Below are 21,018 nucleotides of genomic sequence, written 5' to 3'. Positions count from 1 at the left end.
CGGGGCGGGGCTTTTTTGCCCATATCGCCTTTAGCGCTGGTCGCAAACGCTGGGGCGAATGTGGTTATTTTGGAGATACAACATGAACGAATTTATTCTGAATGCTGAAGTGCGTTCCGACCTGGGGAAAGGTGCGAGCCGCCGCCTGCGTCGTCTCGCAAGCCTGGTTCCAGCTGTAGTTTACGGTGGCGACAAAGCCCCTGAATCCATCAGCATGCTGGCCAAAGAAGTTGCCAAACTGCTGGAAAACGATGCGGCCTACAGCCACATCATTTCGCTGAACGTCGGCGGCACCAAGCAGAACGTCATCATCAAGGCCCTGCAACGTCACCCAGCTAAAGGCCACGTGCTGCACGCTGACTTCGTTCGCGTCGTTGCCGGCCAGAAACTGACCGCCGTCGTGCCTGTGCACTTTGTTGGTGAAGAAGCTCCGATCAAAAAAGGCGGCGAAGTTTCGCACGTTGTTGCCGAGATCGAAGTGACCTGCCTGCCGAAAGACCTGCCTGAGTTCATCGAAGTCGACCTGTCGGCTCTGGAAATCGGCGAAATCCTGCACCTGTCCGACCTCAAAGCCCCTAAAGGCGTTGAGTTTGTCGCACTGGTTCACGGTGATGACAAAGCGGTTGCCAACGTTCACGCTCCACGCGTTGCTCCAGAAGCTGAAGAAGGCGCTGCAGAGTAATTCACTCTGTATTGCCGGAGCTTGAGGAAACATCGCGGACCGAAACGTAGCGAGAAAGCGGGCGATAACGCGACGTTTACTCTTGAGTAAATGATCCCTTGTCGTCCACTTTCGCCGCACTCAGGTCGGCATTGTTATCCACAACTCCAAAGGAAGGGCCCCTGTCGTGACTGCCATTAAACTGATCGTTGGCCTGGGAAATCCAGGCGCAGAATACGAACAGACCCGGCATAACGCGGGGGCCCTTTTTGTTGAGCGCATCGCCCACGCCCAAGGTGTAAACCTGGTGGCCGATCGCAAGTATTTCGGCCTGACCGGACGCTTTTCGCATCAGGGTCAGGATGTTCGTCTGTTGATTCCCACCACCTACATGAACCGCAGCGGCCAGGCTGTCGCGGCGCTTGCGGGGTTCTTCCGGATCAAACCCGAAGAAATCCTGGTGGCCCATGACGAACTGGACCTGCCTCCCGGCGTTGCCAAGCTCAAGCAAGGCGGCGGGCATGGCGGGCACAATGGCCTGCGCGACATCATCGCGCAGCTGGGCAATCAGAATACCTTTTACCGTCTGCGGCTCGGCATTGGCCACCCAGGCGTTGCCAGTATGGTTTCAAATTTCGTCCTGGGTCGTGCGCCACGCGCCGAACAGGAAAAACTCGATGCCTGCATCGACTTTGCCCTCGGCGTGCTGCCGGATATCCTCGCCGGGGAATGGAACCGCGCGATGAAAAACCTGCACAGCCAGAAGGCCTGACTCTTTTCCGAGGGGAAACACCATGGGATTCAATTGCGGCATCGTCGGCCTGCCCAACGTCGGCAAATCCACCCTGTTCAACGCGCTGACCAAGTCCGGTATTGCGGCGGAGAACTTCCCCTTCTGCACCATCGAACCCAACAGCGGTATCGTGCCGATGCCGGACCCACGCCTGGACGCCCTGGCGGTGATCGTCAACCCCAAGCGCATCCTGCCGACCACCATGGAATTCGTCGACATCGCCGGCCTGGTGGCCGGTGCGTCGAAAGGTGAAGGCCTGGGCAACAAGTTCCTGGCCAACATCCGCGAAACCGATGCCATCGCCCACGTGGTCCGCTGCTTTGAAGACGAGAACGTGATTCACGTCTCCAACAGCGTCGACCCGAAACGCGACATCGAGATCATCGACCTGGAACTGATCTTCGCCGACCTCGACAGCTGCGAGAAGCAACTGCAGAAAGTCGCGCGTAACGCCAAGGGTGGCGACAAGGACGCCGTGGTCCAGAAAGGCCTGCTGGAGCAGCTGATCGCCCACTTCACCCTGGGCAAGCCGGCACGCAGCCTGATGAAGACCATGGGCGCTGACGAGAAGGCCGCGGTCAAGGGCTTCCACCTGCTGACCACCAAGCCGGTGATGTACATCGCCAACGTCGCCGAAGACGGCTTCGAGAACAACCCGCTGCTCGACGTGGTCAAGGCCATCGCCGACGAAGAAGGCGCGATCGTGGTTCCGGTGTGCAACAAGATCGAAGCGGAAATCGCCGAGCTCGATGACGGCGAAGAAAAAGACATGTTCCTCGAGGCCCTGGGCCTGGAAGAGCCTGGCCTGAATCGCGTGATCCGCGCCGGTTACGAAATGCTCAACCTGCAAACCTACTTCACCGCCGGTGTCGAAGAAGTCCGCGCCTGGACCGTCAAGGTCGGCGCCACCGCGCCACAGGCCGCCGGCGTGATCCACACCGACTTCGAAAAAGGCTTTATCCGCGCCGAAGTGATCGCCTACAACGACTTCATCCAGTACAAGGGTGAAGCCGGTGCCAAGGAAGCCGGTAAATGGCGCCTGGAAGGTAAGGAATATATCGTCAAGGACGGCGATGTGATGCACTTCCGTTTCAACGTGTAAACATTGATCGCGGCAGACGTCGCGATATAAAGAAGCCGATGCCCTGCATCGGCTTTTTTGTGGGTGAAAGACTCATGAGAGCGAAACATTGCCATACATTATAAATAAGAGGACTTTAGAACACACACCGCAACATATCTGCAAAGCATTAAAACTTCCCAACTATTCTTCACCACTCTAAGAATAATCTTACGCCGACCACGGATAACCATCTCAACTAGCGCTTGCAACTTCAGAGCACTTGCCCTCCCTATACCCGGTGCCACTCTTAACGCCGGCTGCGCATCATGACAACACTAAGCTTTCCTGTTTAACTGCGTGCCGGCCCATAGGTTAATTGCCCTCCCTGAAGTGGCAACAGTATCGGAGCACAACACGATGTCGACGCTCTGCGAAAACGTTCTTATAACGGACATGACCTTTAGCGATTGCCCGGCCATCGAAACGACCGTGAACAATACGGCCGTTCTCGATATCGATATTCTCCTCTTGGGAGAAACCGGCACAGGTAAAGATACGTTGGCGCAACGCATCCATCAGCTGTCTCGTCGCAAAGGAAACTTCGTTGCAGTTAACTGTGCCGCCATCCCGGAAACCCTGGCCGAAAGCCAACTGTTCGGTGTCAACAGCGGCGCCTACACGGGCGCCATGCAATCGCGCGCGGGGTTTGTCGAAGCCGCCCATCTGGGCACCCTATACCTCGACGAAATCGACAGCATGCCGCTGTCGCTGCAAGCCAAGCTGTTACGTGTACTGGAATCGCGCGGGGTCGAACGCCTGGGGTCTACACGATTTATCCCGGTAGACATGCGTGTGATCGCCTCGGCCCAGCACGCCTTGCACGAAATGGTCGAGCAAGGCACTTTCCGACGCGACCTCTACTTCCGTCTGAATGTGGTCAATATCCACCTTCCAGCCTTACGGGATCGGCGAGAGCGGATCATTCCCTTGTTCCTGGACATGATTGAGCAAGAGGCCGATCACTTCCGGCTCGCCGCGCCGTCGCCCCCCAGCAAGCAGTTATTGCAACAACTGCTGTGCCACCCGTGGAAGGGCAATGTGCGCGAACTGCGCTCGACGGCCAAGCGCTTCGTGTTGGGCCTGCCGCCGTTATCCACCGCGGTGATCAACCGACATGAACTTGAATTGAACCTGAAGACACGATTGCAACAGATGGAGAAATCGTTGATTGAAGAATCGCTTCGTCAACACGACCACTGTGTGGACAGTGTGGCAATCGCTTTAGGCGTCGCCAAGCGAACGCTGTACCACCGAATAAAGCATTTGGGAATATCACTTAACTGAAACAGGGTGCCGCCCCTGTTAACGCAATAACATCTTTTGAAACATACCTTCCCGCAACATATGGAACGCAAGAATCCGTTTAGCCACATAAGTCATGGAACAGCGATACAGGTGTGCAACAGCGTCTTTTGATGTATCGCTGACTCCAGTGAAACTAACGTCAAGCACGGAGAAAACAACATGACTATCGGTTCGATTGGCTCGTATTCTGGCGCCTCCTATGGTGGTGGCGGTGACGCCAACAATATGTCTGCTGATGAGGCAGATGCTGGGATGGAGGCTGTAGAATCAAAGAAGCGCAAAGATGGCGTAAAAAACGCATATAAAGCAGCAGAGAACGCTAATACCAACGGTATTAAAGCAGCCGCTGACATGCTCCGCCTGTAATAGCTGAACGCTTGCTGGCCTTCTCGACAGTCGATGCCGGGAAGGCCATACCGCCACGAGCGTTGTCATATACACGCTCATCTTCTAACCCTTATCTGACAGGGCAACATGATGATAGGCAGCATCCGCACGACTGAAATCAATCAACTCCCTGGCACCTCGGGCATACAGGAGGCCTCCCACTCGGCCACCGATGTCAGCTTTTTCAACTCAACGCTCATGCCTTCCCCAGTTGCGAATACCGCGGTCGATCATACGCTGCCACCGAATGTGCTTTCCGAAGCCGCAGGCAAGCTCAATTCCATGACTGAGCGTATGACCAAAAGCCTGCGGGCATTAAGCAGCAAGAACAAACTGGAAGAGGCGCGAAAATATCCGGGGCAACTTTCCGACGCACTCCTGCTGACGCATATGTTGTCGAAGAGCGTCGGTAAAACCGCGCAGTGCATCGATAAAATCAGCAACCTCCAGTAGGCCAACATGACTCGCCCGTGGCTTATCCTAGTAATCCTGTCGCTCTCATTCTTGCTCAATGCCTGCAGTGACCGTGTCGAACTTCATCGTCAGTTAACCGAACAAGAGGCCAATGAGGTCGTTGCGGAACTGGCGGACAAACATATCCGCGCCACCAAGGTTCCCGCGAAAGATGGCGTTGTGGTGGTGGTCAACTCAACCGATATCGGCCGCGCTGTGCGAACGCTGGAGGCCGCCGGCCTCCCGCGGGTCGCGCGCGCGACGCTGGGCGACACCTTTCGCAAAGAGGGGGTTATTTCCACGCCGCTTGAAGAACGAGCACGCTACATCTATGCCCTGTCCCAGGAGCTGGAGACCACGCTGTCGAACATTGATGGCGTCATCGTGGCTCGCGTACACGTGGTGCTGCCCGAGCGCGTCGCTCCGGGGGAACCGGTACAACCCGCCTCCGCCTCGGTGTTCATCAAGCATGACCCGCGACTCGACCCCGACAATATCAGGGCCCGGGTGCGCAGGATGGTTGCAAGCAGTATTCCCGGGATGACCGCCGCGGTGGAAAACCCGCAAAAACTGACGGTCGTCTTCGTGCCGGCAACCGCTTACTTAGAGCAGCAACGGTTGACTTACTTCGGGCCGTTCCTGGTTCCGGGAGATGACATCGGTTTTTGGCGGGCCAGTGTGACATTCGGGCTGATCGCCCTGGCGCTGATGATCGCGGCGGGCATGTTCTGGCATAAACGCACACAAAGAGCCGCAGACGCGCTGTCAGACGGCCCCTCCCCGGATGCGCCTGTCCAGGCCCGCAATGAGTAATCTCTCATGGGCCCAATGGTGGTCCGCGCCCTGGTTGTGTGCCCACGAAGACTGGAAAGCCCCCGTTCAACACGCCGCGCTGAATGAGCTGCACCGCAGCCGGCAGGTCGTCACGGGCACGCCTTATGGCGTTGCCCCTTGCCTGCCGCCAATGCCCGACCCCGCACTCCTGCAACTGGCACTCGCCCCCACGGATCAACTCGACCTGGGGCTCGCCCTGATTGACGGCATCTGCCGTCCCGCCTATGCCACCGCACTCGATGACAACCATCGGCAGTGGTGCAACAGGCTGGCCAAGGCCCTGCCCCTGGATATGGTGCAACCCGATAATGACCCGCTGCAATTGCTCCGCGCCTGGGTCACGCCGGCCACCTGGCAGCGCATCCGGTTGCGTTTTGCGCGCCGGCGCATTTTGGATCTGGACGAAAAAGCCCTGTCGCTCGGCGACTCCCATAGCCGCCTCGATACCCTTTGGCATGCGGTGGCGTGGCGCATTGGCGCGATGAACAGGAACAGTAGCGCTGCCGCCTCAGAGGGGCACGGAGATTAACGATGTTATGCCGATATAAAATCAGCTCGCCCGGGGGCGCGCCGCCCTTGCCGGGGAGCCTGATCTCTTGCGAAACACTGGCGAGCTATACCCAGGCCAGCAATGTGGTGGACCAGGCAAAAGCCGAGGCCAGGCAGTTGCTGAAGACGGCACACGCCCAACGTGAAGCGCTGCTGGAAAAAGTCAGCGTTGAAGTATGGCAACGTGCCAATGCACAACTCAAACGCTGGGAAATCGAGCGTCAGGCCCTGTGCGACAGCCTTGAACAATACGCCACCTCGATCGCCAACCAGGCGATTCACCTGCTGCTTGAAGACACCCCCGCCCCCCAACGCATGGCCGCCCTGATCAAGCAATTACTGGCGAGCCATGTGCCAGCGGTGAAGGCAACACTGGTTTGCCACCCGCTCGAATTGGAGGCGGTGCGGGCATGCCTGACCAACCGCGGCAGCACGCACTGGACACTGCGCGCCGACGATACGATCAAACTGCAATCGCTCATATTGACCACCGAAGAAGGGGACTTCCGGATTGACTGGACGTCCTTGATCAATATTTTCATGAAGCCCGATGACAGCCCTTCAGACAACGGGTTTTAAACACACTTCATGAAATAAAAATTGCCGCACATGGAACCAATTCGAAATACAAACCAAAAAGGAGAACATCCCAACGGAGTGAATCCATGAACTATTACGACGGTTACAGCAATCGGCTTTTAAACGACGCAAGGGAGGTTAAACGTGACCTCAACCTCGCCGCAGAAACCAATTCCGGGTCTGAAGAAGACCTTGCCTTTTTTTTCGATCTTGTCGCCAAGCATCGAACTTCCGAATACGTCTTCAATGAGCATGCCCGCGTCAAACATATGCTCCTGAAGTCAGGCCTGGATAGCGGTCAGTAACTTGAACGCGCTGCTGGCCGAGTGTTTGAAACGCGGCTCCGGAGAATTGAGGTTATTCGAAAACAATGACGAAATTATCCTGCGTCATTGTTCGAACAGCCTGTTGCTCAGTGTCCAGTTGACGCCACTTCGCCCGGACAAATCATTGCTGCTGAGCTGGCTGCGACTGGGCGAGGTCAGCCTGGAACACTTTCCAGGCGCTCTCGCCCAGGCGCCGGCCAGTGGCGCGCTCTGGCTGATGCATTGCCTGCATGACAAGCACGACGAACAGCAGCTGCAGCTCTGCCTCGAGTCCCTGCTCAACCAACGCGATACCTGGCGCGCCACCGTCGCGCGCCTCCACAGATCGGCGCCTCGACGCAACCCCACCTCCCTACGTTCGTTGCTGTACTAATCAGAGAAGCTTCTATGCATAACAAGATCCACAAGCGCGACAGCTTGCGCATTGACCCGCCCGAAACTTCATCCAGACGCGCCGATTGGCGGTGCCTGATCGCCCTGACCTGCTTGCTGGCCCCGGCGCCAGGCGCCCTCGCCGCCATCCCCGCCGAATGGAAGAACACGGCATACGCCTATGAAGCCCAGCACAAGCCGTTACGTGAAGTCCTGGAAGATTTTGCCCAGACCTTCGGCACTCAACTCCAGATCGAGGGCCTGCTGGAGGGCAACGTCAACGGCAAGATACGCGCCAATACCCCGCAGTCGCTGCTCGACAGGCTGGGCGTTGAACACCGCTTCCAGTGGTATCTCTACAACAACACCCTGCACATCAGCACCCTCGATCAGCAAGAGTCCGCACGCCTGGAGGTGTCGTCCGAAACCATTGCCGACCTCAAGCAGGCGCTGACCGATATCGGCCTGCTCGACAGTCGTTTCGGCTGGGGCGAATTGCCGGAGGACGGTGTCGTCCTGGTCTCCGGCCCTCGGCGCTATATCGAACAGATCAAGCAGTTCAGCAGCCAGCGCCGTTCACCGGACGAAAAGCAGAGCGTGTTGAGCTATCCGCTCAAGTTCGCCAACGCCGCGGACCGCCAAATGGAATACCGCAACGAAAGAATCACCATCCCCGGCGTGGCTACCATGCTGCGCGGGCTGCTCGACCCACGCAATCCCGCGATGCTCACCGGCATGACTCAGCGCTCCCCCGCGCAGTCCCAGCCCGCGCCCCTGACGCCGGCGTTCCCGCGCCTGAGCAACCCGCTGCTGGGGCAGATGCTCGGCACACCCGCGCCAACCGGGCCGGTGGACGCCGGCATAGCGCTGACGTCGCGGGCGCCGGTCAACCCCAGCCGAATCCGCGTCGAGGCCGATGTGCGCAACAACGCAATTCTGATCTATGACCTGCCGGAGCGTCAGGGGATGTACCGCGAGCTGATCAGTCAGCTCGACGTGGCGCGTAAACTGGTGGAAATCGACGCCATCATCCTCGACATCGAACGCACCCAATTACGTGAGTTCGGCGTCAACTGGGGCTTTCAAAACAGTCGCTTCCGCGGCGGGGTCAACATGGCGCCCGGCACCTCATCACAATTGTCGATCGAAAACCGCGACCGCTTTTACGCCGACGTGCGCGCCCTGGAAGCGCGCGGGCTGGCAACCATGGTCTCCAACCCATCGGTGCTCACCCTGGAAAACCAACCGGCGGTGATCGACTTCAACCGCACCCAGTACCTGACGGCCGGCAGCGAGAACGCGACCATCCTGCCGATCACCGTCGGCACCAGTTTCCAGGTCGTGCCTCGCGTCATCACCAGCCGCGGCGGCCATCAGATCCACCTGGCGGTGGACATCGAAGACGGTAACTTCGACGAGTCCAACCCCGAACGCATCGGCCCCGATGTGCGTCGGGGCAAGGTCAGCACCCAGGCCGTCATGGCGGAAAAACGCTCCCTGGTGGTGGGCGGTTTCCATGTAACGAACAGCGCGGACAAGCAAAACAAGATCCCCTTGCTGGGGGACATTCCGTTGCTGGGCAAAGCGCTGTTCTCTTCGACGGAACGCCAGAACAACCGGCGCGAACGTTTGTTCATTCTCACCCCGCGCGTGATCGGCGATCAGTCCGACCCATCGCGTTACTTGCCGCAGGCCGACCAGAGCGAGTTGCAGGCCGCACTCAAACCCCTGGCACGGCGCTTGGCCCCACATCAGCCGGTGATCAACCGCAGCGACATCACCAGCATCCTGGCGCATCTGGTCAGCGGGCAAGTGCCCAAAGCCTTCAAGGCCGCACCGATGCCGCTGGCGTTGAACACGTTGTGTACCCCTCGCGAGCTGTTGGCGCTCAATACCGAGCGCAGCCAGTGGTACGCCGGCCCGCAGTTCAACGTAGCCGTGGTGGTGCTGCGCAATCAGTACAAGCGCAATGTCCGCATCGATGAAAAAGAATGCAGCAACTCCGAGACCCTGGCGGTCACCGTCTGGCCACGCGCCTGGCTCAAGCCGGGCGAAGAAGCCGAAGTGTTCATCGCCATGCGCCCGGTGGTGAAGGATGAACACCTGAGTGTGCCACGCCCGTCCCTGCTCACGCCAACCCGGAAGACCACGCCATGAAGCCAAGACTGTTGTGCGCCACCCTGATGATTACCGCGTTGTTCATCAGCGGTTGCACCCCGACCTGCAAAGGGGACTCCTGCTCACGCCCACAATCGACCAGCGATAAATTGGTGATCTGGTGGCCGCCGCACATGCGCGTCGAACCCGGCCCGGCCGGGGAGCGTTCGGACTATCAAACGGTGTCGCTGGAACGATGAACGCCGGGAGGGTGCCGGACGATGAGCGGCATCGGCAGGCATTCTTCGATAGCCTGGTGAGCGGCGATGCCGCTCACCTGCCGTTGTGCCTGGGCATCGCCCTGCACACACGGCACGCCAACGCCCGCCCGGGGTTGGCATTGCACATCAGCCAGGCGGCCTTGCAAGCCGGGCAACTGCAACGCGTGCTGGAACGCCGCTTCGATCAGGCAGTGGTATTTGATGGCTGCTATATCTACCTCGATGCCCAGGGCGCACTGGTGATCTGGCACGCCCTGCCCGCCGAGCTTCAGGCCGTGGATCAAGTCCTCAGCCGAATGCTGTCGCTGGCCGACCTCGACGCCTTGGATGGTTTCGCCAGCCGCTGATCAGCGCTGCTCCAGCTCCGGCAACTCGAGGGTTTCACGCTTGGCCTCATCGTCGAGGTCGCGCAAGGTACGGTAGATCAACGCCACCGCGTGCAAGGTCTCGCGCGGAATGCCCGCCCCCAGTTTTGCCTCGTACAGCGTGCGGGCCAACCATACGCATTGAATCACCGGGACATCCGCCGCCTTGGCTCGATCAATCAGCTTACGCGCATTCGCGTCCGTGCCCTTGGCCACCAGTTTCGGCAGCGGCGTTTGGCCGGGGCGGTAATACAACGCGACGGCAAAGTGCGTCGGGTTGACCACCAGCATGTCCGACTCCTCCAGCTTGGGCAGCTTGACCTTGGGTTCTTCCTGGGCCAATTGATAGGCCAACGAGCGCCGCTGGCCCTTGACGTGGGGATCGCCCTCCATGTCTTTGTACTCTTTGACCACCTCGACCTGAGTCATACGCATGCGCTTGGCAAAAAAGTACTTCTGCAACGTCAGGTCGATAAGCGCCAGCACCAGCAGCACCCCCAGACACGCATGCAACAAGTGCCGAAAGAGTGTGATCAGCGCGAGGATGTAGGTTTGCAGATCGCTGTTGGCAAGGTTGATCAGGGCCCCCAGCGACGGGCCAATCACCACGTACAGTATCAAGCCCAGGAGCAATGACTTGCCGATGCCCATCAACAAGTTCATGAGGGATTGGGCGGAGAACATCTGCTTGAGCTGGGTGAGCGGGTTCAGCCGGTTGAAGTCCAACTTCAGGGATTCGGGGGCGAACAGCAAGCCGAACTGCATCCAGCTGCTGATCAGTTTCACCCCGATCGCGACCCCGACCATCAGCAGGCCGAAGGAGAAAAACAACACCAGCGCCTCCGTCAGCACTTCTTCCAGGGCGCGCGCAAAGGGTTGCCCTATGCGCGCCAGCGGCAGTGCGATCATCTGCTGGAAGCGCTGCATGCTGGTGTCGGCCGTGAACAAGGCGATCTCGCTCAAGGCCGTCAGTACCAACAACTTACCCACGTCCTGGCTCTGCGCGACTTGGCCTTTCTTGCGCTGGTCACGCAGTTTCTTGGCACTGGCGGGGTGTTTCTTTTCCCCTGAGTCACTCATGTAAAAGGCCCCTTGAACAGCAGGCCCAGGGAATGCTTGAGGTCACTCAGCAGCGCCATGCGCCCGACGATCAAGTCCTGCAGCAGGGCGAAATACAGCAGCAGAATACCGATGCCGGCCAGGCATTTGATCGGCGGGGCCAGCGTACTCACCTGCAGTTGCGGGCTGTAGATCCCCAACAGTGCCACGCCGAACTCGAGCAACAGCAGTACGGCGATAAAGGGCGCGGCGTACAGCATCATATGAGTGAAGGTGTCGCCGACCAACTCGACAAACACACTGAGGCCATTGGCCGCCGGCAACGGAAACCACACGGTCGGCGGCCAGATCAGGTAGCTGTCCCAGATCACCTGGGTCAGTGCGCCCAGGCCCAGGCTGGCCATCAATAAAAAAATCGCCAGTTGTTTGAACAAATGCCCGATCGGCGTGGCGTCGGGGCCCAGCGACGGGTTGAGTTGACCGCCGGCCAAAGCCCCGCGCTGGTTGTCCAACAGCGCCCCGACCGACTCGAACATCCAGAACGGCATCGACAGCAACACCCCCAGCAAAACGCCCAGGATCGCCTCTTTGAGCACCAGTGCGCCCAACATCATCGCGGAGAGTTCCTGCCCCATCAGCGCCGCATGAATACCCGGCGCGGGCATCAACGCCATGACCATCACCACGGCGTGCCTGGGCATGCCGCGAATGTGCTGGAAACAGAACGCCGCGACCAGAAAAGCGCAGGGGTAGATGCGTGCCATGCCAATCAGCAGGCTTGGCAGTAAATCAAGATAGAGCAGCATGGGCACGCCTCAATTCAAGGCCGAACGGGCGATCATGTCGAACGTCAGGTTGATCAACTGGACCAACTCCAGGCCAATCCAACGCCCGGTCACCACCAACGTGACGCCAACGGCGACCAGCTTGACGCCGAAAGGCAGCGTCTGGTCTTGTATCTGCATCAGCGCCTGGATCAGTGACGTCAGGACGCCCACGATCACCGCGACAATCAGCGGCGGCGCCGTCAGCACCACCACCAGCAGCATGCCCTGTTTGAACAGTACGATCGGTTCCATAGGCAGCTCAGAGATAGGAAAGGAACAGGCTGTCCAGCAGCCGCGACCAGCCGGACACCATCACAAACAGCAGTAATTTGAGCGGCAGGGAAATAGTCATGGGCGAGACCATTTGCATCCCCAGCGCCAGCAGCAGGTTGGAGACAATCAGGTCGATCACGATAAAGGGTATGTAGATCAAGAAGCCGATCTCGAACCCCGCCTGCAACTGCGACAACACATACGCCGGGACCAACAGGATCAGGTCTTCGCGCTGGACCTCCTGCGCCATGGCCGGCGGCCACATGCGCGCGGTGTTTTCCAGCAGGTGGGTGAGGATGTCCGGGTCACTGTTACGCACCATGAACGTCCGCAACGGCTGCACCGCCTCAAGCCCGGTCTGTTGCAGCGTGCTCACGTTGCTCAAGTCCAGGGGCGATACCTTGACGACCTCCGCGATCTCATAGCCCACCGGCGCCATGATGAACAGCGTCGCCGCCAATGCGATGCCGTTGATGGCCATGCTGGGCGGCACCTGCTGCACACCGATCGCGTTGCGGGTGATCATCAGCACAATCACGATCTTCAAGAACGCGGTGCAGACGATCAACAGCATGGGCATCAACGACAAGGCCCCCACGAACACGGCCAGGACAATCGGGTCTACGCCTTGAAAACTCATCGGGAAAAAATCACACGAGACATCTGCAACCCCAGGCGACCGTCCACCTCCACCAATTGCCCCACGCCCAGCGGGCGGTCGCCGTAATACAACCCGGCCATGCCCGGCGCATACCCGGAAATGCCCAGCACCGCGCCGGGCGCCAGGTTGCGCAGCTCGCCGAGGGTCAGGTTGAGCGTGCCGCATCGCACATTGAGCGCCATGCTCAGTTCGTCGAACGGTTCATGCCCGAAGACATCCACCACCGGCGTGTCGTCTTCATGCCCTGCATAGGGCGGTGTTGCGAAATCCTCTTCCAAAGGCGCTTCCTCGATCGAAGTAAGGGTCAGGCAGACAGGCCCGGATTCATCATCAATAAACACGCACAGGCGCTGCCTGCCGACCTGCACATGGCCGTTGCCATGGGCTTGGAAATACACCTGCTCGAACATCAGCACATCGCCGGCGCGCAGGCCGCGCAATTGGCTGAGGGGCACGCGCAGGCGCCCGATCGTCACGGGCAGCGCCAACTGAAAACGCGTCGGCATCGGGCTGGCCATGCGGCGCCACGGCCCCGCCTCGCACAACGCCAGAAAGCTCTCGGTCGACAGCCACAGATAGCCCACCACGTGGGAAGCGCCGAGCGTCACGCACAACCGGCAACCGAAGTTCAACGGCCGGGCAGAGGGCAATAGCCGCAGATGCCCCAACAGCGCCCGCACCTGGGCACTCAAATGATGTTGAAACAGGGCCCAGAACCAGGAGTCCGGATCGTTGCCCGCCTGCGCCAACGTCACCGGGCATTCGCCCAGCAAGCTGAATTGTGGCCCCGGCTCACTGAACCCCAATACGCCGCAGGCTGTTTCGAAACAGAGCGGCTGGACGCCCATGGGGGCCGCCCCGGGCTCCAGCCGCAACTCTCCGCGCAGCTCGCCAACCTGGTACGACATGCGCAATCCGCGCCCCAAGCGTTGCCGGGCCGCCACCACATCGCCCTTGACCGTGGGTAACGCCAGGGAGGGCATCATCATGCCAGCGCCGTATGTGCCAAATGCACGCTGACCGGCCGTGCCAGGCTCGCGGCGAGCCTTTGCTCGAACTGTTGCCGTACCCCGCTGAGCCAGCGCGTCGTGCCCTCTCGCTCGGCGCGCAACTCGACCCTCCAGGCGCCCTGCTCTCGGCCGATGCTGCTGTCGATCCGCCCCAGGTGCGGCAAATACAAGACCGCCGTCAGCGGCCACTGCGACACGCCGTCCATCCGCGAAACCAATTGCTCGCTCAACGCATCGACCCTGGCGGTTTCCCCCGAAGCCTTGATTCCGGCCAGGAACTGCCATTGGCTCGCGTCGTCGCTGTCATCATTCAACAACTGGGCAAACAGCCGTTGCTCCCAAGGCGCCAGCGCGTCGATTGCCGGCACACGGTCGCCCCAGAACTCAAGCGGGTACTGGCGCTCAGACGGGTTGACTGAAACGTGGTTCATAGCGGTTCCTGCGCGAGTAAATGGGAGAGTTCTTGGATTTTTTCCACCTGGCGCAGACACAAGGTCACGTGCTTTTGCGCACTGCCGACCTGCACCGCCTGCTCTTCGCGTTGCCCTTGCAGGGTCTTCAACTGGCTTTCTTCGCGGCGGGTGCCGGCCGACAAGTGCTGCTCCTTGGCGCTCCAGGTTTTCAGCGCCTTGAAGGTCACCACCTGGCCCTGGTGTTCACTCAACAGTTGCGCGGATTGCCGGGCCTCTTCCTGGCGCGTTTGCTCCAGCGTCTCCTGGGCCTGCTGGATATGCGCGACCAGCGTTTGATGCGCCCGCTTGGCCTCGCGCAGCGCCCGCTCGGCGCGGTCTGCGCGGTATCGACGCAAGCGCCGCAAGGTGTCGATGTCACTCGGCAATACTTCAGAAAGGGACATAGGCAGTCAGCTCCATCAGGTGATCCAGGGTCGAGGCGATGGGCGAGGGTTCACGCAGGTCCTGGCGCAGGAAGTCATCCACCGCCTGGCGGCTGTCCACGGCCAGATCGGTCAGCGCATCGTTGCCGGGCTGGTACTCGCCCAACTTGAGCATCAACTCGATCTGCTGGTAAGCCGACAACAGGCGGCGCAACGCCGTGCCCGACTGGATGTGCCCAGGCTCGGCAACGTTGCTCAAAATTCGCGAAAGGCTGGCCAGCACGTCCACAGCCGGGTAGTGGCCCCGCTCGGCCAGCTTGCGAGACAGCACGATATGGCCGTCGAGCAGCGAGCGAACTTCATCGGCCACCGGATCGCTCATCGAGTCCTGCTCGATCAGCACGGTGTAGATCGCGGTGATCACGCCTTCGCGCGTCAACCCGGCGCGCTCCACCAAGCGCGGCAACAAGCTGTACACCGACGGCGGCAAACCACCGCGGCCCAACGGTTCACCGGCGGCCAGGCCGATTTCACGCTGGGCCCTGGCGAAACGGGTCAACGAGTCGATCAGCAACAACACCCGCTTGCCCTTGCGCCGGAAACCTTCGGCCAGCGCCGTCGCCGTGAACGCGGCACGCGCGCGCTCCATGCTGGAGCGGTCGGACGTGGCACACACCAGCACGGCCTTGGCACGCAACTGGTCATCCAGTTCGTGATCGAGGAACTCGCGCAATTCGCGGCCCCGTTCACCGATCAGGCCGAACACAATCACATCGCATTCCACATTACGGGCGATCTCGGCCAACAACGTGGTTTTGCCACAACCGGCGCCGGCGAACAGCCCGACACGCTGGCCCTCGCCCAACGTCAGCAAGCCATCGATCGAGCGCACGCCGGTGGCCAACGCGCGACTGATGCGCGGGCGCTCCGTGGGCAATGGCGCCTCGCACAACACCGTGGTCGCGTCGGGCGTATCCGCCTCGACGAACGCACTGGGGCCCTCGCCGGCAATCGGCCGACCAAAACCATCCAGCACCTGGCCCAACAGCTCGTCGCTGACCCGCACCCGGTGCGGCACCCCCAGGCGCTCCACCGCGGCGCCGACGCGCACCCCCTCCAGATTGCCCAGGGCACTGAGCACCGCATCCTGCTGATCGAACCCGATGATTTCGGCCAGCATGTAATCGCCAGGCTTTTTTTCGACCTGGCACAGATCACCGATACGCGCCTGGGGCAGCCGGCACTGCAACAGCATGCCGTTGACACGCTGGATACGCCCGCGCATCGACACCGGCGCGAAACGGGCCAGGCCCTGGGACTGAATCAATTGCCACGCGTCGAGACGCTCCTGCACCGTGCCGCTCACCAGCGCACCTCATAGCGTTGCGCGCCGTCGAACACCACCTTGCTGTTGTCGATCAGCACCAGCCGCAGGCCATCCACCTCATCGCCGACGAACAAACGGTCGCCGTGTTCCAACACCACATGACCGCTCGGCCCGCCGACGATCTGCAAGATCTTGAACGGCAGGATGCTGTCACGTACCCGTACACGACTGATCACCGGCACGGCGGTATCGAACTGTTCAGCAAAGCGGCTGAGCATGCGCGCCACGAGTTCGACCTCTTCCTGGGACACATCGCCATTGAGGGCGATCTGCCCATTGATCACCTGCAAGCCGACGCGATGGTCCAGCTCGCGCTCGCCGAGCATCTTGAGCAACTGCTGACGCACCTCGAGCGGTGAACCGAGGTTGGGTTTTTGCGGCTCGACGGGCATCAACGACGCCTGGGCCTCATGCTCGCCGGTGGACGCCATGCCGACCGCCACGATAATCACCGCACATACCAGCACCAGGCTGATCAGGCGCTTCTGCTGAAACGGCGGGATGGACGACAGCACCAGCGCGGGCGGCGCCTCCTGGCGCGGCTCGGCGGCTGGCGTGACCTGCGCGACCGCCGCCCGGGGCCAAGGCTGGTCGGCCAAGGCGACGCACAGGCGAATGCTGCCCAGCGAAAAAGGCGTATTGAGCGCCAGGTCGGCGATCTGTGCCAGCGCCTGCCCGGTGCTGCTTTGCAACAGCCCGGCTTCCGCCTGCACCGACCAGAACCCGTCGATCAACCGCAGCCGCGCATGATGCTCGACCACCCCGGCGTCGGTCAGCAGCAGGTCGGCGTCCGTGTGACAACCCAGGCTCCACTGCTCGCCAAACAACGGCAACGCAGCGCCCTGATTCAAACCCTCCAACACGCGCAGTTCAAACATCAGCAAGCCCTCCCTGGCGTGGGTATGTACGTTGCACTCATGCTGCCGCTCCTCGCATCAGTTCGTCCTGGCCCAGGTCAAAGCGCCCCAGCACCTTGACCTTCGATGCACTTCCCAGCTCAGCAAACGACAGCACCGGCACATGGCTGAACTCTTCCAACAGCAAGGTCCGCAAGGGACTGCGCAGATCCTGGGCGACCAACATCACGCGCTTGCTTTTGGGCCGCACGGCAAACGCTTGGTTAAGCAGGTTGATCAGCGAAGCGCTGCTGTCGTTATCGAGGGCGAAGAACACCCCGGTCTGGGTCTGGCGCAGTGCCTCGCGCAGCACGTTTTCGGTCTGCGGCGACAACAGCCATGCATGCAGACCGTCCGCCTCGCTGTACTGGTGGAAAATCTGCGATTTAAGGGCGATGCGCGCATAGTCCGCCAAGGCGTCCGGTTCACGTTCATGCTGGCCGTACTCGATCAGCGACTCGACGATCAGGCGCACGGCACGCAACGGCACGCCTTCGCCCGCGAGGCGCTGCAGCACCGCCGAGAAGCGCGACAGCGGCATGATCCGTTGCAGCTCCTGCACCAGCTCCGGCTGGTTGTGCTCAAGCCAGCCGAGGATCGCCTTGCTCTCCTGAATCCCGAGAAACTGAGGGCCGCTGAGCATCATGGCCTGCTTCATGCGGTCGATGATCAGGCTGGTGGCGCTGAAGCGTTCCAACTGCGGGTCATCCAGCAGCGGATCGTCGGGCGGCAGCCAGAGCCAGTCCTGCTCGTCGCGCTCGGGCAACCCCGGCACCGCGTGGGCCGGCTCGGACGCCAGCGCCTTGCGCTCCACCGCCACGAGCGTGACCACCGACGCCTTGATCATCGGCACTTCGTGAACGCAAAAACGCATCTCATCGTCGGCCAGCGAGGCATCGAGTTCGACCTCGAACGGCGGCAGCGTCAGACCGATATGGGCCACCATCGCGTTACGCGCCTGGCGGATCCCGTGGATCAGTTCCGTGACCTCTGGCGAGCCTTGCAGAACCGGGGAGAACTGCAACAGGTAGGGCCGCGACGGGTCGAACCCACGCAAATCCTCGTCGCCGTTGTCCTCGGGGCGCACCGCCTCGGTGGCTTCGGCTTCGGGCTGTTCCTCGCGTTGGCGTTGGCGCATCAGGTAGTAACCGAGGGCGCCGGTCATCAGCGAAATGAGGATGAACACCACGGTCGGCATGCCAGGCAAGGCGGCGAAAGCCAGCATGCCCACCGACGCGATCATCCAGCTCTTGGGCTCGCTGGTCATCTGCCGGGCAATTTCCGCGCCCATGTTATTGGCACCCTTGCGCCCATCCGGCGCCGCACGGGTGATGATCATGCCGGCGGTCAGGGAGATCAGCAGCGCAGGGATCTGCGCAATCAGGCCGTCCCCGATGGTCAGCACCGAATACAGCGCCATCGAATCGCCGGCGCTCATGCCGTGCTGGAACATGCCGGTGGAAAACCCGCCCAACAGGTTGATCACCACGATGACCAGCCCGGCAATCGCATCGCCCTTGACGAACTTCATGGCGCCGTCCATTGCGCCGAACAACTGGCTCTCGCGGCCCAGTTGCTCACGCTTGTCGCGGGCCTGGCCGCCGTCGATCAAGCCGGCGCGCAGATCGCTGTCGATGGACATCTGCTTGCCCGGCATCGCGTCGAGGCTGAAGCGCGCCGCCACTTCGGCCACCCGCTCCGAGCCCTTGGTAATCACCAGGAAGTTGACGAGCGTGAGGATCATGAAAATCACCAGCCCCACTGCCAGGTTGCCGCCCACCACGAAGTTGCCGAACGCTTCCACGATATCGCCCGCGTCCTGCTCCAACAGGATCAAGCGCGTGGTGGCAATCGACAGCGCCAGGCGAAACATGGTGGTCAACAGCAGAATCGAGGGAAAGGAAGAGAACGCCAACGGCCCGGGCAGGTACAGCGCCAGCACGATCAACAGGCAGGAAATACAGATATTCAGCGCGATCAGAATATCCACCAGCCAGGTCGGCAACGGCACGATGAAGATGAACACAATGGCCATGACCACCACCGCGCCCAAGACTTCGGCACGCCGCGCCACCTTGAGCAACGCAGCGTTGATGGTCGCCAGCACCGTCATGCGTTCCCCCTCGACTCGCCGGCAATGCGGGGGCTGCCCCGCTCCACGCGCGCGAACTCGTCCATCACCAACAAGAATTTGTGCAGCGCCTCCTGGCGCCCCCGGTTGTCACGCCACAAGGTCTGCGGCAGACGCTGGATCACCGGGTACAGGGCGTTGAGGGACACCAGTTGGCCGCTCGCCAGCTCGCCACCGAGGTCTTCGGCCAGGCGCAATACCTCGCCCGAATCGACACCCGTGGCGGTATACCCCAACAGGCGCTGCAACAGACTCACCGAGTCCTGATCGGTGCTCAGGCGCTGCAGCAATGCCTGGCAATTGGCTAACGCCCCGCCCAACTGAGCGCAGCTTTGCAACCCCAACAGCAGCGTGCGCAACTGCGCCGTGGGCACCGAAGGCGAGTGGGCGGCGATGTCATCGGCCAGGGCCCGGCGCATCACGTTGAGGCCGTCTGCGAAGCGGTCCCCGCCGAACAGCCCCAACAACGATTGCATCATCGAAGTCAGGGATTGGCGCGTGACCACACTGGCGTAATACAGCCCACGCACGGCCTGACGCTCTTGCGGGTCGCCGGCGGCCTGCTCCAGCACGGCGGCAATGTTCAGGCCGGCCTGGATCTCGCCCCTGTAGCGCACCTGCAACCGATCGATCGCCTCTTGCGCCAAGGCCACGTCGGCGGCGCGGGCTTCGGCTTGCGCGGCCACATACTTGAGCACCACGAACGCCCGCGCCATGGACGCGATGGTCTCCTGGGCCGGATGGCCAAGCTGATCATAGAGCCGCACGAGCTGCTCGACGGCAGGCACGGCCAGGCCCATCGAGCGCCGGTTCAACGCTTGATTGTTGAGCGCGACTTCCTGGTTGAAAACCTGCGCAACCTCATCGAAACCCGTCGCCACGGCCGCTGTTTTTTCAGGGCTGACGCGGGGTGGGTCCACGCGTTGGAGCGGTTGCACATCGTTGATCGATTCGACTTTCATGGGGCAGGCCAGGACAAAGAGATTGTGTCCCTATGTGGCAAACGCTGGCTTTACGGTTCCAACAAATTTCCCCTCTGCAGTGTTTTGAAATTACCGGCACAAACCCGCCTGGGCTTTTGCAAGAAACCGCACAAAACCTTCCGAACAAAAAATATTTATTTATATAAATCAACCAGTTGCGATTTTTTTCTGTTTGGCACAGCCGGTGCTAAAGGGGTTCCCATCGAAACCATTTCGATCGCGCCCACCCTGAGGAAAAAATCATGGATATCCCTATTGGTGCTTTAGCTCACTTTGTTGGCGACTCGCCTCAATTCATGCTCCACCTGACGGACGACCAGCAAAAAAAACTCCGGCGCTTCATCCACAAGCGCGTACTCAACCCGGAAGATGCGGACGATATTCTGCAGTTGACGTACCTGGAGGCCTGGCGCAGCAGGGAGCGTTTCAGCGGCCAGGCAACCCTTAGCACGTGGATGTGCGGCATTGCGCAGAACCTGATCCGCAACCACTTCCGGCGCATGTACGCCAAACCGGTGCATTGCGAATTCGATGAAGCGCTGTGGCACGGCCAGGAAGACAGCCAGAACCTGGATTGGGAGTTCGAGGTCAACCGCCGCCTGGAAAAAACCCTGGTCGCCATCAAGGACCTGCCCACCGAGATGCGCAAAACCCTGTACGCCTCGCTGGAAACCGACGGCAGCTATCAGGACACCGCCGACGCCCTGGACATCCCGATCGGCACCGTGCGTTCACGCCTGTCCCGGGCCCGCGAACACCTCAAGCGCGCCACCCGCAACCCGTTGCAACCGTAGTCCAGCCTAGCTGGCAACCGTTGGGCGAGAGGGATAT

At 60.8% G+C, this 21,018-nt stretch carries 26 protein-coding genes; 15 read left to right on the top strand and 11 right to left on the bottom strand.

What is annotated here, in order from left to right; all coding sequences use genetic code 11:
- Positions 1 to 82 precede the first annotated feature (82 nt).
- The 14 genes from NR164_RS18665 (at position 83) to NR164_RS18600 (ending at position 10,107) form a co-directional block, all read left to right on the top strand.
- The gene (locus NR164_RS18665) at positions 83 to 682 is read left to right on the top strand and encodes a 50S ribosomal protein L25/general stress protein Ctc (RefSeq protein WP_017844406.1); all 600 of its coding nucleotides are present in this window, start codon (positions 83 to 85) and stop codon (positions 680 to 682) included.
- A gap of 166 nt (positions 683 to 848) precedes the next feature.
- Positions 849 to 1,433: an aminoacyl-tRNA hydrolase gene (gene pth, locus NR164_RS18660; protein WP_017844407.1), complete on the top strand. Its 585-nt coding sequence runs from the start codon at positions 849 to 851 to the stop codon at positions 1,431 to 1,433.
- A gap of 22 nt (positions 1,434 to 1,455) precedes the next feature.
- Complete coding sequence (ychF, locus tag NR164_RS18655; RefSeq protein ID WP_046384760.1) at positions 1,456 to 2,556, top strand: redox-regulated ATPase YchF; 1,101 nt, start codon at positions 1,456 to 1,458, stop codon at positions 2,554 to 2,556.
- A gap of 378 nt (positions 2,557 to 2,934) precedes the next feature.
- The gene (locus NR164_RS18650; protein WP_017844409.1) at positions 2,935 to 3,861 is read left to right on the top strand and encodes a sigma 54-interacting transcriptional regulator; all 927 of its coding nucleotides are present in this window, start codon (positions 2,935 to 2,937) and stop codon (positions 3,859 to 3,861) included.
- Between the two features lie 180 nt (positions 3,862 to 4,041).
- On the top strand, positions 4,042 to 4,248 hold the full coding sequence (locus NR164_RS18645; protein WP_046384768.1) for a hypothetical protein: 207 nt from the start codon (positions 4,042 to 4,044) through the stop codon (positions 4,246 to 4,248).
- A gap of 111 nt (positions 4,249 to 4,359) precedes the next feature.
- A complete protein-coding gene (locus NR164_RS18640) occupies positions 4,360 to 4,722 on the top strand; it encodes a hypothetical protein (RefSeq protein ID WP_256823091.1) in 363 nt (120 codons plus the stop codon).
- 6 nt (positions 4,723 to 4,728) lie between these two features.
- Entirely contained in the window at positions 4,729 to 5,535 is an 807-nt protein-coding gene (sctJ, locus tag NR164_RS18635) for a type III secretion system inner membrane ring lipoprotein SctJ (protein WP_256823090.1), read from the top strand.
- Positions 5,528 to 6,085, top strand: a complete 558-nt coding sequence (locus NR164_RS18630; RefSeq protein WP_046488039.1) for a hypothetical protein — start codon at positions 5,528 to 5,530, stop codon at positions 6,083 to 6,085. The genes sctJ and NR164_RS18630 overlap by 8 nt, the downstream gene beginning before the upstream one ends.
- A 2-nt stretch (positions 6,086 to 6,087) precedes the next feature.
- Complete coding sequence (sctL, locus tag NR164_RS18625) at positions 6,088 to 6,684, top strand: type III secretion system stator protein SctL (protein WP_017844414.1); 597 nt, start codon at positions 6,088 to 6,090, stop codon at positions 6,682 to 6,684.
- An 86-nt stretch (positions 6,685 to 6,770) separates the two neighbouring features.
- Positions 6,771 to 6,989, top strand: a complete 219-nt coding sequence (locus tag NR164_RS18620; protein WP_026139725.1) for a hypothetical protein — start codon at positions 6,771 to 6,773, stop codon at positions 6,987 to 6,989.
- A 1-nt stretch (position 6,990) separates the two neighbouring features.
- Positions 6,991 to 7,383 (top strand): hypothetical protein, encoded by a 393-nt coding sequence (locus tag NR164_RS18615; RefSeq protein ID WP_046384772.1) that lies wholly within the window; start codon positions 6,991 to 6,993, stop codon positions 7,381 to 7,383.
- A 14-nt stretch (positions 7,384 to 7,397) separates the two neighbouring features.
- On the top strand, positions 7,398 to 9,539 hold the full coding sequence (gene sctC / locus NR164_RS18610; RefSeq protein WP_057005745.1) for a type III secretion system outer membrane ring subunit SctC: 2,142 nt from the start codon (positions 7,398 to 7,400) through the stop codon (positions 9,537 to 9,539).
- The gene (gene hrpT / locus NR164_RS18605) at positions 9,536 to 9,739 is read left to right on the top strand and encodes an HrpT family type III secretion system protein (protein WP_057005746.1); all 204 of its coding nucleotides are present in this window, start codon (positions 9,536 to 9,538) and stop codon (positions 9,737 to 9,739) included. Before sctC ends, hrpT begins: the two co-directional genes overlap by 4 nt.
- Positions 9,736 to 10,107, top strand: a complete 372-nt coding sequence (locus NR164_RS18600) for a transcriptional regulator (protein WP_256823089.1) — start codon at positions 9,736 to 9,738, stop codon at positions 10,105 to 10,107. Before hrpT ends, NR164_RS18600 begins: the two co-directional genes overlap by 4 nt.
- On the opposite strand, the gene sctU is transcribed toward NR164_RS18600, so the two are convergent.
- From sctU to NR164_RS18545, 11 genes are read right to left on the bottom strand one after another with little or no spacing between them, the layout of a single operon-like run.
- Positions 10,108 to 11,205, bottom strand: coding sequence for a type III secretion system export apparatus subunit SctU (gene sctU, locus NR164_RS18595; RefSeq protein ID WP_046488028.1), 1,098 nt, complete (start codon positions 11,203 to 11,205; stop codon positions 10,108 to 10,110). It lies immediately after the preceding gene.
- On the bottom strand, positions 11,202 to 11,990 hold the full coding sequence (gene sctT, locus NR164_RS18590) for a type III secretion system export apparatus subunit SctT (protein WP_017844421.1): 789 nt from the start codon (positions 11,988 to 11,990) through the stop codon (positions 11,202 to 11,204). The genes sctU and sctT overlap by 4 nt, the downstream gene beginning before the upstream one ends.
- Positions 11,991 to 11,999: 9 nt before the next feature.
- Positions 12,000 to 12,263 carry a type III secretion system export apparatus subunit SctS gene (sctS, locus tag NR164_RS18585; RefSeq protein ID WP_017844422.1) on the bottom strand — a complete coding sequence of 88 codons (264 nt, stop codon included), beginning with the start codon at positions 12,261 to 12,263 and terminating at the stop codon, positions 12,000 to 12,002.
- A gap of 7 nt (positions 12,264 to 12,270) precedes the next feature.
- On the bottom strand, positions 12,271 to 12,924 hold the full coding sequence (gene sctR, locus NR164_RS18580) for a type III secretion system export apparatus subunit SctR (RefSeq protein ID WP_256823088.1): 654 nt from the start codon (positions 12,922 to 12,924) through the stop codon (positions 12,271 to 12,273).
- On the bottom strand, positions 12,921 to 13,934 hold the full coding sequence (locus NR164_RS18575) for a FliM/FliN family flagellar motor switch protein (protein WP_057005747.1): 1,014 nt from the start codon (positions 13,932 to 13,934) through the stop codon (positions 12,921 to 12,923). The genes sctR and NR164_RS18575 overlap by 4 nt, the downstream gene beginning before the upstream one ends.
- Positions 13,931 to 14,386, bottom strand: a complete 456-nt coding sequence (locus tag NR164_RS18570) for a type III secretion system HrpP C-terminal domain-containing protein (RefSeq protein WP_046384776.1) — start codon at positions 14,384 to 14,386, stop codon at positions 13,931 to 13,933. Before NR164_RS18570 ends, NR164_RS18575 begins: the two co-directional genes overlap by 4 nt.
- Positions 14,383 to 14,811, bottom strand: a complete 429-nt coding sequence (locus tag NR164_RS18565; RefSeq protein ID WP_256823087.1) for a YscO family type III secretion system apparatus protein — start codon at positions 14,809 to 14,811, stop codon at positions 14,383 to 14,385. The genes NR164_RS18570 and NR164_RS18565 overlap by 4 nt, the downstream gene beginning before the upstream one ends.
- A complete protein-coding gene (locus NR164_RS18560; protein ID WP_046384778.1) occupies positions 14,798 to 16,156 on the bottom strand; it encodes a FliI/YscN family ATPase in 1,359 nt (452 codons plus the stop codon). Before NR164_RS18560 ends, NR164_RS18565 begins: the two co-directional genes overlap by 14 nt.
- Positions 16,153 to 17,055 (bottom strand): FHA domain-containing protein, encoded by a 903-nt coding sequence (locus NR164_RS18555; RefSeq protein ID WP_046384779.1) that lies wholly within the window; start codon positions 17,053 to 17,055, stop codon positions 16,153 to 16,155. Before NR164_RS18555 ends, NR164_RS18560 begins: the two co-directional genes overlap by 4 nt.
- A gap of 37 nt (positions 17,056 to 17,092) precedes the next feature.
- A complete protein-coding gene (sctV, locus tag NR164_RS18550; RefSeq protein WP_017844429.1) occupies positions 17,093 to 19,186 on the bottom strand; it encodes a type III secretion system export apparatus subunit SctV in 2,094 nt (697 codons plus the stop codon).
- A complete protein-coding gene (locus NR164_RS18545) occupies positions 19,183 to 20,166 on the bottom strand; it encodes a TyeA family type III secretion system gatekeeper subunit (protein ID WP_256823086.1) in 984 nt (327 codons plus the stop codon). Before NR164_RS18545 ends, sctV begins: the two co-directional genes overlap by 4 nt.
- A 263-nt stretch (positions 20,167 to 20,429) precedes the next feature.
- Here NR164_RS18545 and NR164_RS18540 point away from each other — a divergent pair, with 263 nt between their 5' ends.
- Positions 20,430 to 20,981 carry an RNA polymerase sigma factor gene (locus tag NR164_RS18540; protein WP_026139726.1) on the top strand — a complete coding sequence of 184 codons (552 nt, stop codon included), beginning with the start codon at positions 20,430 to 20,432 and terminating at the stop codon, positions 20,979 to 20,981.
- The last annotated feature ends 37 nt before the right edge of the window (positions 20,982 to 21,018 follow it).

It is taken from the genome of Pseudomonas sp. Pse79 (genome assembly GCF_024519615.1).
GTDB lineage: Bacteria > Pseudomonadota > Gammaproteobacteria > Pseudomonadales > Pseudomonadaceae > Aquipseudomonas > Aquipseudomonas veronii.
Note: the sequence above shows the minus strand (reverse complement) of the source record. Positions and strands in the feature narration are given on the sequence as shown.